Source organism: Vibrio rhizosphaerae, from assembly GCF_024347095.1.
Taxonomy (GTDB): Bacteria; Pseudomonadota; Gammaproteobacteria; order Enterobacterales; family Vibrionaceae; genus Vibrio; species Vibrio rhizosphaerae.
In genome coordinates, this window is sequence record NZ_AP024903.1 from 3,200,730 (window position 1) to 3,213,294 (window position 12,565).

Annotated in this window: 11 protein-coding genes and 1 pseudogene; 4 read left to right on the forward strand and 8 right to left on the reverse strand. The window is 46.2% G+C overall.

Annotated elements, in window-relative coordinates; all coding sequences use genetic code 11:
* Positions 1-2: 2 nt before the first annotated feature.
* The gene (birA, locus tag OCV37_RS13905) at positions 3-971 is read right to left on the reverse strand and encodes a bifunctional biotin--[acetyl-CoA-carboxylase] ligase/biotin operon repressor BirA (RefSeq protein WP_038186017.1); all 969 of its coding nucleotides are present in this window, start codon (positions 969-971) and stop codon (positions 3-5) included.
* Positions 968-2,014: a UDP-N-acetylmuramate dehydrogenase gene (murB, locus tag OCV37_RS13910; RefSeq protein WP_038186015.1), complete on the reverse strand. Its 1,047-nt coding sequence runs from the start codon at positions 2,012-2,014 to the stop codon at positions 968-970. Before murB ends, birA begins: the two co-directional genes overlap by 4 nt.
* A 64-nt stretch (positions 2,015-2,078) precedes the next feature.
* On the opposite strand from murB, the gene OCV37_RS13915 reads away from it, so the two are divergent.
* On the forward strand, positions 2,079-2,519 hold the full coding sequence (locus OCV37_RS13915; protein WP_038186013.1) for a GNAT family N-acetyltransferase: 441 nt from the start codon (positions 2,079-2,081) through the stop codon (positions 2,517-2,519).
* Positions 2,520-2,667: 148 nt separating this feature from the next.
* Positions 2,668-4,008 (forward strand): CDP-diacylglycerol--serine O-phosphatidyltransferase, encoded by a 1,341-nt coding sequence (gene pssA, locus OCV37_RS13920; protein ID WP_038186011.1) that lies wholly within the window; start codon positions 2,668-2,670, stop codon positions 4,006-4,008.
* A 76-nt stretch (positions 4,009-4,084) separates the two neighbouring features.
* On the opposite strand, the gene fre is transcribed toward pssA, so the two are convergent.
* From fre to trxA, 6 genes and pseudogenes are all read right to left on the reverse strand, one after another.
* A complete protein-coding gene (gene fre, locus OCV37_RS13925) occupies positions 4,085-4,801 on the reverse strand; it encodes an NAD(P)H-flavin reductase (protein WP_038186008.1) in 717 nt (238 codons plus the stop codon).
* Between the two features lie 15 nt (positions 4,802-4,816).
* Positions 4,817-5,086 carry a 2Fe-2S iron-sulfur cluster-binding protein gene (locus OCV37_RS13930; RefSeq protein WP_038186004.1) on the reverse strand — a complete coding sequence of 90 codons (270 nt, stop codon included), beginning with the start codon at positions 5,084-5,086 and terminating at the stop codon, positions 4,817-4,819.
* Between the two features lie 14 nt (positions 5,087-5,100).
* Positions 5,101-6,549: pseudogene (gene ubiD, locus OCV37_RS13935) on the reverse strand (4-hydroxy-3-polyprenylbenzoate decarboxylase); the annotation flags it as partial.
* 136 nt (positions 6,550-6,685) lie between these two features.
* On the reverse strand, positions 6,686-7,672 hold the full coding sequence (locus OCV37_RS13940; RefSeq protein WP_038185999.1) for a hypothetical protein: 987 nt from the start codon (positions 7,670-7,672) through the stop codon (positions 6,686-6,688).
* A gap of 117 nt (positions 7,673-7,789) precedes the next feature.
* Entirely contained in the window at positions 7,790-9,049 is a 1,260-nt protein-coding gene (rho, locus tag OCV37_RS13945) for a transcription termination factor Rho (protein WP_038185996.1), read from the reverse strand.
* 196 nt (positions 9,050-9,245) lie between these two features.
* Complete coding sequence (gene trxA, locus OCV37_RS13950; RefSeq protein WP_038186096.1) at positions 9,246-9,572, reverse strand: thioredoxin TrxA; 327 nt, start codon at positions 9,570-9,572, stop codon at positions 9,246-9,248.
* A 112-nt stretch (positions 9,573-9,684) separates the two neighbouring features.
* Here trxA and rhlB point away from each other — a divergent pair, with 112 nt between their 5' ends.
* Together rhlB and gppA are read left to right on the forward strand one after the other, a co-directional pair.
* Positions 9,685-11,007 (forward strand): ATP-dependent RNA helicase RhlB, encoded by a 1,323-nt coding sequence (gene rhlB / locus OCV37_RS13955; RefSeq protein ID WP_038185993.1) that lies wholly within the window; start codon positions 9,685-9,687, stop codon positions 11,005-11,007.
* 8 nt (positions 11,008-11,015) lie between these two features.
* Complete coding sequence (gene gppA / locus OCV37_RS13960; RefSeq protein ID WP_038185991.1) at positions 11,016-12,512, forward strand: guanosine-5'-triphosphate,3'-diphosphate diphosphatase; 1,497 nt, start codon at positions 11,016-11,018, stop codon at positions 12,510-12,512.
* The last annotated feature ends 53 nt before the right edge of the window (positions 12,513-12,565 follow it).

Consider the following 12,565-nt stretch of genomic DNA (forward strand, 5'->3'; position numbering starts at 1 on the left):
TTTTAGTGGGGCTCATTACTACGTAGAGAGATCTCCCCGCCGACATAACTTTCAATGCCCTGCTCTGTTTCCAATAACACGGCGCCATGGGCATTAATACCACGTTCAATCCCGGTAATCACACGCTCTCCCATTAATAGTTTAACGGGACGACCAATGAAGTTATCGACCTGATTCCATCTTTCAACGAAATTCGTCATGCCTTCTCTCTCGTAGGTCTCCAGCGCCTGAGCCCAGGACTGAATTAAAGCCACAGCCAACGCATTACGATCAATATGCTCGTAGCCAATTACCTGAGCCAGACTACTCCAGGGTTGATCAATCTGTTGCGTCTGCGACGTCATAGATAAATTCATCCCCATCCCAATGATCAAATGCGCCGCTTCACCGGCTTGCCCTGAAACCTCGACTAAAATACCAGCCAGTTTCTTATCCTGATAATACAAATCATTGGGCCATTTCAGTTTAATGTCATCAACACCAAGCGTTTTCAGTGCGTCGACAACGGCAACCCCGACCACCAAACTCAGTCCCATCGCCGCAGCCATACCGGCATCCAGTCGCCAGTACATTGAGAAATACAGGTTGGCCCCAAACGGAGAGAGCCAGTGTCTGCCCCGCCGTCCCCGGCCTTTTTGCTGATATTCAGCAAGACAAACCGTTCCGGAGGTTAATGACCCGACACGATCCAGTAAATACTGATTGGTCGAGTCAATGATCGGCTGCAAATGCACAGGCGTAGAAACATGGCTCTGAATATAGTGTTGATCCAATAATTGCATTGGCTGGGCTAATTGATAACCTTTTCCCTGAACGCGAAATATATCAACACCCCACGCCTGAATTCCCCGGATATGTTTGCTGATTGCAGCCCGGGAAATCCCTAAAGCAGCCCCCAATGCTTCACCTGAATGAAAACCACCATCGGCTAAGGTTGACAAAATAGTCAGCTTGACATGGTGTTCTTTCATGACTGTTGCTCCTTCAGCCACATATCCAAATAAACTTCGCTACTGCGTCCGATAAATCGCACTTCGTGTTCCAAAGCGACACCGTATTTTTCATGGACACAACGGTATACATGGGTTGCAAGCCGGATAACATCCGATGCTGTTGCGTGCTGACAATTAATCAGGACCAACGCCTGTTGCTCGTGAATCGCAGCCCCGCCGATTTGGAAACCTTTCAGGCCACACTGATCGATCAACCAACCGGCGGCGACTTTCACACCTGACGAAGCAGGGTAACTCACAACATCCGGATAATTGGCGGCCAACGTTTGAAACTGAGCTTCGGTCAACACCGGGTTTTTGAAAAAGCTACCGGCATTACCCACCTGTTTCGGATCGGGCAGTTTACGGGTACGGATATCACAGATACAGTCAAAAACTTCGGTGGGAGAGCAATTGCCCGCCAGTTGTTGCAATGGTCCATATTTCAGATGAGGCTGCCACGCTTTCGCCAGTTTGAGTCCAATCCCGACAACAACCGCCTGCTGGTAGAGCCGATGTTTGAAAATTGAGTCACGATAGCCAAATGAGCATTCAGCACGACTCAAGCGAATGACTTGAAAAGTCTTGAGACAGAGATAATCAACGTAGTCACACACATCCTGAAATTCGATCCCATAGGCACCGATATTCTGGATCGGCGCACTCCCGGCACATCCGGGAATCATGGCTAAATTTTCGAGCCCGGGCAGTTGTTGTGACACACTCCATTTGACTAATTCAGGCCAGTCTTCTCCTCCCTGAACATGCAGGAAATAGTGATTTTCATCTTCGCGGACATCAATGCCACGCAGACGATTGATAATCACAACCCCTTGGTAGAATTCGGTAAACAGTACATTACTCCCTTTACCGAGCACAATTTTTGGCAACGATTGCCATTCAGGACGACGATAGACATCCATTAATTCTGCAACCGTGTCGACGACAACCAACACCTGACAAGACTGTTGAATACCAAAGGTATGATAAGCACTGAGATTTTCGTTGAGATATATTTGCATGGTTTTCTTTAAATCACATAAACTACGACTATTCTATATCAGATGATGACCGTTCAGACATCCTATGGATCATTTATCTTTCGAAATGTTAGACCCACTCAAACTTCCTTTGGTGCAACGCTTTTATAAGCAGCACTACCCGACAGCAAAACCGAAACGTCATGAAAGCATTTATACTGCGAGCCTTGCCAATCAATTCTGTGCCGTGGTGCGTTTTCGTGATATCGGTGCCTCATTTCAGCTGTTAACAGGTATGACAGTCGCTAAAGAGCGGCGCTCTCAAGGTATCGGTCATCAGTTACTGAGCTTCTGCGAGGACCATGTTCTCAATCACAATGTCTTCTGTTTTGCTTATCGTCATTTAGAAAGTTTTTATCAAAGTCATCATTTTGTGGTTCAGGCACCACAGGCGCTGCCGGGAGAAATCAACACGCTCTACCAACGGTATCACCATCAAGGCAGAGATATCATACCGATGCGCTATTGTCCGCCTATTCAGGAATAAGACACGATTATTTCTGATTCTGCTCAATGCCGACAAACGGAAATGATCGGCCTGACGTGACATAGATATAGCCATTCATTCATTGAATTTGATAGTATCGGGGCTTTGCTATATCGCATCCACTTGAATTGAAGGTACCGCATCCACGATGATTGCTCGTAGAAATCTATTCGAACAGCTCCCCACAATTGCGCTAGAGCCGAAAGATTTTCAAGTCCTGTACTCCGCAGAACAGTTTCGGCATCACTTAATTCAGGCGATTCGACAGGCCAATCACAGAATTTATATTGTTGCACTTTACCTTGAAGCAGATGATGCCGGTCAGGAAATTCTTTCTGAGCTTTATGCCGCCAAGCAAAGAAATCCTCAACTCGATATTGTGATTTGCGTTGACTGGCACCGCGCTCAGCGAGGCCTGATCGGTGCGAAGCATTCTCAGGGGAATGCGGTGATGTATGAATCATTTGCCCAAGACAGTGAACATCCCATCCCTGTGTATGGTATCCCGGTCCGAGGACGGGAAGTGTTTGGCGTCCTCCACCTCAAAGGTTTCATCGTCGATGATGAAGTGATCTACAGTGGTGCAAGTCTGAACAACATTTATCTGCATTATCAAAATCGTTATCGTTTTGATCGTTATCACTCATTTCACAGCCGACATCTTGCCGACGCGATGGTCAAATTTATCTGTGATCATCTCTTGTCTCATCCGGCAGTCAATAATCTGGCCAATCCGTCACGTCCTGCAACAAAAGATTTAAAAACGTTGATTCGCCAGTTCCGAGCCCAGTTGGCACAAGCAACCTATCAGGTACCGGATCAGCCTGTTACACAGGAGCAGATTGGCCTGACACCATTGGTTGGGCTTGGTAAGCGAAGTAATCGTCTGAATCAATATATCAGTCACCTGATTGCTCAGGCGCAGGAAGAAATTACGATCTGTACGCCTTATTTTAATTTCCCGAATAATATTGCCAATCAGGTCAAAAAGGCTCTCAAGCGTGGGGTAAAAATTCATATTATCGTCGGAGACAAAACCGCGAATGATTTTTATATCCCGCCAGAAGAGACATTTAAGACTATCGGTGGATTACCCTACTTATATGAATTGAATCTGCGCCGTTTTGCTAAATCGAATGAAGCCAGAATTGCCAGCCGACAATTATCGATTCATTTGTGGAAACATGATGACAACAGTTTTCACTTGAAAGGCGTCTGGGTCGATAAACGTTATATGCTCATTACCGGAAACAACCTGAATCCGAGAGCGTGGAAACTGGATCTGGAAAATGGCATTCTGATTCAGGATCATCATGCCCATCTGCAAACGCAGTTTGAACGTGAATTCGACAATATCCTGCAGCACACACAGTTAGTTTGTACTTATAAGCAGTTAGACGACTTCGAGAACTATCCGGCTGAAGTTCAGCGCTTATTGAAACGGATTCGTCGGGTAAAAGCCGACCGAATCTTAAAACAGATTCTTTAGACGATTCCAAGCCTCTGTTTCACCCATTAAAAAGCCTCCATCCGGAGGCTTTTTATACGCTGCTGACCCGTGAGGCTCAGATAAACGCAAATGCATCGCCATAAATACGTTCACTTTTCGCGTGCTTATTTTGAGTAAACTGTTCGCGAGCGGCACCCGCCATATCAAACCGGCCTGCGATATAAATATCAAATGCTTCCAGTGATTCAAAATCCGTACTGACCGCTTGCAACACATTACCGACTTTCCCGTCCCACTGTGGATCAGTTGATATCTCCACAACCGGTATAAACGTGAGTTTGCTATGTTGAGAGGCTAAGTCACGTAATTCGTCTAATGCATAGAGCTGGAGAACATCTTTTGCCCCCCAATAGAGAAAAATGTCACGCTGAATATTCTGGTTCAGGCAATGGTCCAGAATAGAACGGACATAACTAAACCCTGTACCACCGGCAATCAGTAATAAAGGACGCGTCGTATCTTCTTTCAACCAGGCATCCCCATGAGGTACATCGATCGTGATCTCGCCATCGTTCTGCAATGCGGTCTTCATCGCATCAACGACTTCACTGGCATAAGCGTTATGTTCCGCTGCCCCAATGTGTAATTCCAGTTCGCCACTTTCCCGGCATGGGCTACTGGCAATTGAGAACGGACGTTTATCTCCCTCTGCCATGACGACCATCAGGTACTGACCCGCATGAAAATCAACGGGTGACGCAGGTTGGAGAAGAATACGATATGTATTACTGGCTAAAGGCTGAACTGAGTTTACTTTACATGTTATGATCATTGTGATTCCTCTTCCTTACTCATCCCAAGTAAGGACTAAATGACTTTGAGCATAAGCCTGACAGGAAAATATCCATCCCTGCGACTGCTCTTCTTCCGTCAGCATCGGTTCGAGTTGATAGGAAACGTCTCCCGAAAGTTTTTTGCACAAACACATCCCACACGCACCGACCCGACAACGATGTGGGAAAGGAATTTGCTGACCAATTGCCGCATCCAATACGGTTTGGCCCCGTTCTACGGTAAACTCAATATTTTCGGGTAACATACGTACCGTAAAGGTCATAAGATTCCTAACTCATCCCAGATCGCATCGATCTTGCTGACAATTTCCGGATCTTTACGGATCTCTTTCCCCCACTCTCTGGTCGTCTCGCCTTCCCATTTATTGGTTGCATCCAATCCCATTTTAGAGCCGAGCCCTGACACTGGAGAGGCAAAATCCAGAGAATCGATCGGGGTATTTTCAACCAGAGTCGTATCCCGGGCAGGGTCCATGCGTGTGGTAATTGCCCAAATGACATCTTTCCAGTCTCGCGCATTGATATCATCATCACAGACAATCACAAACTTGGTATACATAAATTGACGCAAGAAAGACCACACGCCCATCATGACTCGCTTGGCATGACCGGGATACTGCTTCTTAATCGTGACCACAGCCATCCGATAAGAACACCCTTCCGGAGGAAGATAAAAATCGACGATTTCCGGAAACTGCTTCTGTAAAATCGGCACGAACACCTCGTTCAATGCTTCTCCGAGAACAGCGGGTTCATCCGGTGGTCTTCCCGTATAGGTACTATGGTAGATGGGCTGCTTTCTCATTGTCACATGGGTCACAGTAAAGACATGATGGCGCTCAACTTCGTTAAAATAGCCGGTATGATCGCCATAAGGTCCTTCGTCTGCGTATTCATTCGGATCAATATACCCTTCGAGAACAATTTCCGCACTGGCAGGCACTTCCAGATCATTACTCATCGATTGAACCACTTCGGTCTTACTGCCTCTCAACAATCCGGCAAATGCATATTCGGAAAGTGTGTCGGGCACTGGCGTCACCGCACCGAGAATGGTTGCCGGATCGGCACCGAAAGCCACAGAAACCGGAAATGGTTCTCCGGGATGCTCAACCTGCCAATCCCGAAAATCTAATGCACCACCACGATGTTTAAACCACCGCATGATGACTTTATTTTTACTGAGTTTCTGCTGTCGGTAAATGCCGAGGTTCTGCCGTTTTTTGGTCGGCCCCTTGGTAATCGTCAATCCCCAGGTCAATAGCGGTGCGACATCACCCGGCCAACAACGCATCACCGGAATTTTATCCAGATCAACATCATCACCTTGCCAGATAATTTCCTGACAAGGGGCCTTTTTCAAACGCTTAACCGGCATATTCAAAACTTGCTTAAAGACCGGAAGTTTATCGATCGCATCCCGAAAACCTTTGGGAGGCTCAGGCTCTTTCAGATAAGCAAGCAACTGACCGATTTCACGGAGCTCACTGACATCGACTCGTCCCATCCCCATCGCGACGCGTTGGGGTGTTCCAAACAGATTTGCCAGCACCGGCATGTCATAACCTACTGGATTCTCAAATAAAAGTGCAGGCCCACCTGCTCTTAAAGTTCGATCACAGATTTCGGTCATTTCATACTGAGGGTCAATCGGATGTTGAATACGTTTCAATTGACCATGCTTTTCTAAATAGTCGATAAAATCGCGTAAATCCTTAAAAATCATAAGACTTCTGCCTGAATGTGATATCCAAGGCAGTATAACAAAAACGAAACAACTCTGAATTTTCTTTTTTCTATTTGTTGATATTCTGGAGTAGCACAACCATGAAACAATCGCGCAAACGGACGATCTGGTATGACTATCTCAATGCCTGACTCAGGACACGAAGTTTCATCTGGCGGTTTGCTTTTAACAACTCATCCAGCCAATTACCATACCCGGCTTTCACCAAGATCTGTGCGACATAGGGTGCCTCTTCCTGACTCAATGTCTGAACCAAATAGGTTTTGACCGTTTCTGGCATTGGATTGAGTTGGACTAAAGCCTCGATAGCCTGAGCTTTCAGACTCGGGTTATGGCTGGCAGCCATGACTTGCTGTACAGAGAAGTCATCATTCAGACCAGATAGCCGGGTCAACTCTGCTTCAGAATATTCATCTGATTTCATTAACCACAATAACCGATAGATATCTTGATTCTGACTTGCCCGGGCCAACGCGACCATGACTCGCGTCGAAGGTAACCAGCTACGAATACTGGCATCAATGACTTGCTTTACCAAGTAATCCACCCCCGACTCCGATAAGCTCCCCAACTCCTGGATCAATAAAGATTCCCGGGCATGATACTGGCGTTTATTTTTGGATAACCATTGTGGTAAAGACAGCTCATGTTGTTCAACCTTCATCACAAAGTCGAGGATCCCTTTTTCTTGTTGCCAGGTTTTCACTAAGCGACTGGCCACAGAAGGATAATCAAATGCGGGCGTAGAGAATTCGAACCCTTCCCCTTGATTGGTGAGATAATAAACAGGTGGAATCAAACGCTGTTGTTCGACAAAGCGTTCAACCGATGCAGAAAAGATCGTTTTTTCTTGTTCGAGCGTCCGGAGTAACAAAAAGCGCACGGCTTCTTGTTGTAGCAAGGCCAACCGTTGCAAAGCAAAATTGAGTGAATCGATTTCGTCATCGATAATCAGCTGTTTGAATGCTGCAACTTTGTGCTGAATCGTCGGTGCCTGCAGCAGTTGGTTACGACTTGATTCATCCAGTGATTGCGCAGAAACCGAAAAGCAAATAAAACAACAACAGAGTAGGAGTTGCGATACCCACGATCCTTGTGGCATGTATTAACCTCCATGTAACATCTAATTTTCATTTTCGGTGGATATTTTGTGAAATGCAAGAAAAAGCGCCACCGTTTCCGGTGGCGCTTCTCTATTCTCACGAATCATTGAGACTCGTTACTGACGTCTCATCGCATCAAAGAACTCATCGTTGGTCTTTGTCATCGCCAGTTTATCAATGAGGCATTCCATCGCATCGGTTTCTCCCATTGGGTGAACGATTTTGCGCAAAATCCACATTTTTTGTAATTCATCCGTTTTGGTCAGTAACTCTTCACGGCGCGTTCCTGAGCGGTTGAAGTCGATTGCGGGGAACACTCGTTTCTCTGCAATTTTACGGTTCAGGTGCAATTCCATATTCCCTGTCCCTTTAAACTCTTCATAGATGACTTCATCCATCTTCGAACCGGTATCAACCAGCGCTGTCGCGATAATTGTCAGACTACCGCCTTCTTCGACATTACGAGCCGCACCAAAGAAACGCTTCGGACGATGGAGCGCATTCGCATCAACACCACCTGTCAGAACTTTACCCGAAGAAGGAACGACCGTGTTATATGCACGAGCCAAACGTGTAATTGAATCCAATAAGATCACAACATCTTTCTTATGTTCAACCAGACGTTTCGCCTTTTCAATCACCATTTCTGCCACCTGAACGTGGCGAGATGCCGGTTCATCAAACGTAGAAGCAACTACTTCACCTTTGACCAGACGTTGCATTTCTGTTACTTCTTCCGGACGTTCGTCAATCAACAGTACCATCAAAATACACTCAGGATGGTTGTAAGCAATACTTTGAGCAATGTTTTGCAGCAGCATTGTCTTACCCGCCTTTGGTGGTGCAACAATCAATCCACGCTGACCTTTACCGATCGGTGATGCTAAATCCAAAACACGCGCTGTGATATCTTCAGTTGAACCATTGCCTCGCTCCATCACCATTCGTTCATTGGCATGCAGCGGTGTCAGGTTTTCAAACAGAATCTTATTTCTGGCGTTATCCGGTTTATCATCATTGACTGTATTAACTTTCAGCAACGCAAAGTAGCGCTCACCTTCTTTGGGTGGTCGAATCTTTCCGGCAATCGAATCACCAGTACGCAGGTTGAAACGACGAATCTGACTCGGTGACACATAAATGTCGTCAGGTCCAGCCAGATAAGAGCTGTCTGCACTACGCAAAAAACCAAAGCCGTCCTGGAGAATTTCTAATACACCATCACCAAAGATGTCTTCACCACTTTTTGCGTGAGCTTTTAAAATAGAGAAGATAATGTCTTGTTTTCTTAAACGCGCGAGGTTTTCAAGCCCCAGGCTCTCACCCAGCTGCACGAGCTCAGACACAGGTTTGTTCTTTAATTCTGTTAAATTCATTGTGGTGGATACTTGTTTAGTCAAAATTAGGATCTGTTTAGTAGTGTTAAGATGGATTTGGCCTCAGGATTGACCAAGAAGTGAACATATGATTCATTAGTGTGCGATAACCTAGCACTATTTATCAGACTAGTCTAGATTTTGTTTTATTTCCATGTGCAAAACCGTACATATCTCTATGTACGGTTTTCAGCCATTATAAATTGGCGTCTAAAAACTCTTTGAGCTGAGTCTTTGACAACGCGCCAACTTTTGTTCCTGCGACATTACCATCTTTAAACAGTAGTAATGTTGGGATACCACGAATACCGAATCTTGGTGGTGTACCCGCATTTTGATCGATATTTAATTTAGCGATCGTGAGCTTACCTTCGTACTCATTAGCAATTTCATCCAAAATCGGCGCAATCATTTTGCATGGACCACACCATTCTGCCCAGAAATCAACAAGCACAGGGACTTCAGCATTGATTACACTACTTTCAAACGCGTCATCGGTGAGCTGCAAAATCTTATCACTCATCTTTAACTCCAATGTGTTTTCTTGGACCGGTTGCATAACAACCAGTAATTTTGATGCTCTATTGGAATGTATTTACTTCCGTATTGCAAGCTTAAGCTGATATTCTATAGTGATGAAAAAGACGCATATCACAGAGCAAAAATTCGCCGACTTGGGGTTAGCCCCTCAAGTTACAGCAGGTTTGGAACAAAAAGGGTTTGATTATTGTACCCCGATCCAAGCCTTGGCGCTGCCGGTAGTGCTCTCCGGCCGTGACATTGCAGGCCAGGCCCAAACAGGGACTGGTAAAACGCTTGCGTTTCTTACTGCAACCTTTAATCATCTGCTAACAGCACCTGCCCCAGAGGAGCGGGAGCCAACTCAGCCACGAGCAATTATTATGGCACCAACTCGTGAGTTAGCGATACAAATTTTTAACGACGCAGAACCACTTGTGCAAAGTACCGGCTTAAAAGTCGCACTGGCTTATGGTGGTGAAAGTTACGATAAACAGCAGTCCAAGTTACAACAAGGTGTTGATATCCTTATCGGAACTACCGGTCGGATTATCGATTTCTACAAACAAAAAGTCTTTCATCTGAACCATATTCAGGTTGTCGTGCTCGATGAAGCGGATCGAATGTTTGATCTTGGTTTTATCAAAGATATTCGTTTTCTGTTCCGTCGTATGCCACCACCGGCGAATCGGCTGAACATGTTATTTTCTGCCACTCTCTCTTATCGGGTCCAGGAATTGGCATTTGAGCACATGAACAGTCCGGAACATGTGGTGGTTGAACCATCCCAGAAAACCGGACATCGGATTAAAGAAGAACTGTTTTATCCGTCAAATGAGCACAAAATGGCGTTGTTGCAAACCCTCATTGAAGAAGAGTGGCCAGACAGAGCAATCATTTTTGCCAATACCAAACATAAATGTGAACGGGTCTGGGGACATCTGGCTGCCGATGGTCATCGCGTCGGACTGCTGACCGGTGATGTACCGCAGAAAAAACGCGAACGTATTCTGGAGCAGTTTACTCAGGGTCAATTGGATATTTTAGTTGCAACCGACGTGGCTGCACGAGGACTCCATATCCCTCAAGTGACGCACGTGTTTAACTATGATTTACCCGATGACAGTGAAGATTATGTCCACCGGATTGGGCGGACGGGTCGAGCAGGAGCGAGTGGTCATTCGATTAGTTTCGCCTGCGAAGAATACGCAATCAACTTACCGGGAATCGAAACGTATATCGAACATTCTATTCCGGTTTCTGATTATGATGCATCAGCATTACTGACTGATTTACCCAGTCCGTTAAGACTGGCACCATCAAAAACATCAAGAAGAACCAATACCGGGGGTTCAAGATCAGGACGACAAAATGGACGAGGTAATCATTCATCCAGAAAACGTCCGCGACAAAACAACACCCCGAATAGAAATAGCTGAGTGAATCTATGAGCCAAGCCGTATCTTCACCACTCTATGCTGCCATCGATCTCGGATCAAACAGCTTTCACATGCTGATTGTCCGGCATGTTGAAGGCAGCATACAGACGATGGCCAAAATTAAACGAAAAGTGAGACTTGCCGCCGGACTGGATGAAAACAACGCTCTCAGTCTGGAGGCAATGCAACGAGGCTGGGATTGCCTGAGTCTGTTCGCAGAACGGTTACAGGATATTCCCACGGCAAATATTCGTATTGTCGGTACCGCAACACTGCGGACAGCCATCAATGTGGATGTATTTTTGCGACAGGCCAATCAGATACTCGGACATCCGATCGAAATCATTTCAGGTGAAGAAGAAGCGGCCACCATCTATAAAGGGGTTGCCCATACCTCGGGCGGAAGCGGACGCCGATTCGTGGTCGATATCGGCGGAGCAAGTACCGAACTGATTATTGGCGAAGGTTTCGAGGCCAAAGCCTTAACCAGTTTAAAGATGGGCTGTGTCACTTGGCTTGAAAAACACTTCAGAGACCGTCAGCTCTCTAAAGAAAACTTTGAGCATGCCATCGCAAAAGCGAAGATGACGCTAACGCCGATCCTACAACAATACCGAACCATCGGCTGGGACATCTGTGTCGGAGCAAGTGGTACGGTTCAAGCGTTGCAAGAGATTATGCTGGCTCAGGGGATGGACGAAGTAATTACACTGGCCAAACTGAAGCGTTTACAAAATCAGGCCATGCGGGCCGATCATCTCGAAGAACTGGAAATCGAAGGGCTCACATTGGAAAGAGCGCTGGTCTTTCCAAGCGGTCTGTCCATCCTGATTGCCATATTTGAGGAATTCGAGATCGAAGCCATGACGCTGGCAGGGGGAGCACTTCGGGAAGGTCTGGTTTATGAAATGATTGATGGATTACGTCAGGATAATATCCGGGAGCGCACAATCCACAGCATTCAGAGTCGCTATCAAATCGATACGGTATACGCCACTCAGGTCTCCGACCTCGCCAGTAAATTGTTTAACCAGTGCGGTGGTGCAGCATGGATTATTGAACCACAAGCCGAGATGCTGCTCAAAGCCGCGGCACAGTTACACGAAATTGGTTTAGCGGTAGATTATAAAAAAGGCGGAGAACACAGCGCTTATTTGATCCAGCATTCAGAACTCCCCGGCTTTACCCGTGCGCAGCGTTATTGTCTAGGTGAACTGGTTCGTCGTTATCGCGACAATATCACCTCAATGCCAGAACAATACGCTCTTTCAGGCGCCAGTAGTAAACGCTTACTCAGACTGTTACGTCTTGCCGTTTTACTCAGTCATCGACGCAATTCAGCGCTCGAACCGCATGTGAAGCTGACATGCTCGGAAGACGCTCTCCAATTATCTCTTGATGCCCAATGGCTCGATGCCAACCCGCTGACGAAAGCAGAGCTGGAAATCGAAGCCAACCGACAAACCGATATGGGATGGCCACTGGAAGTCGTCGCCCACACCTAACATATTCAATGGTTTCAGGTTTTACTGTCCACAGTAAGCCATTTTACAAACAG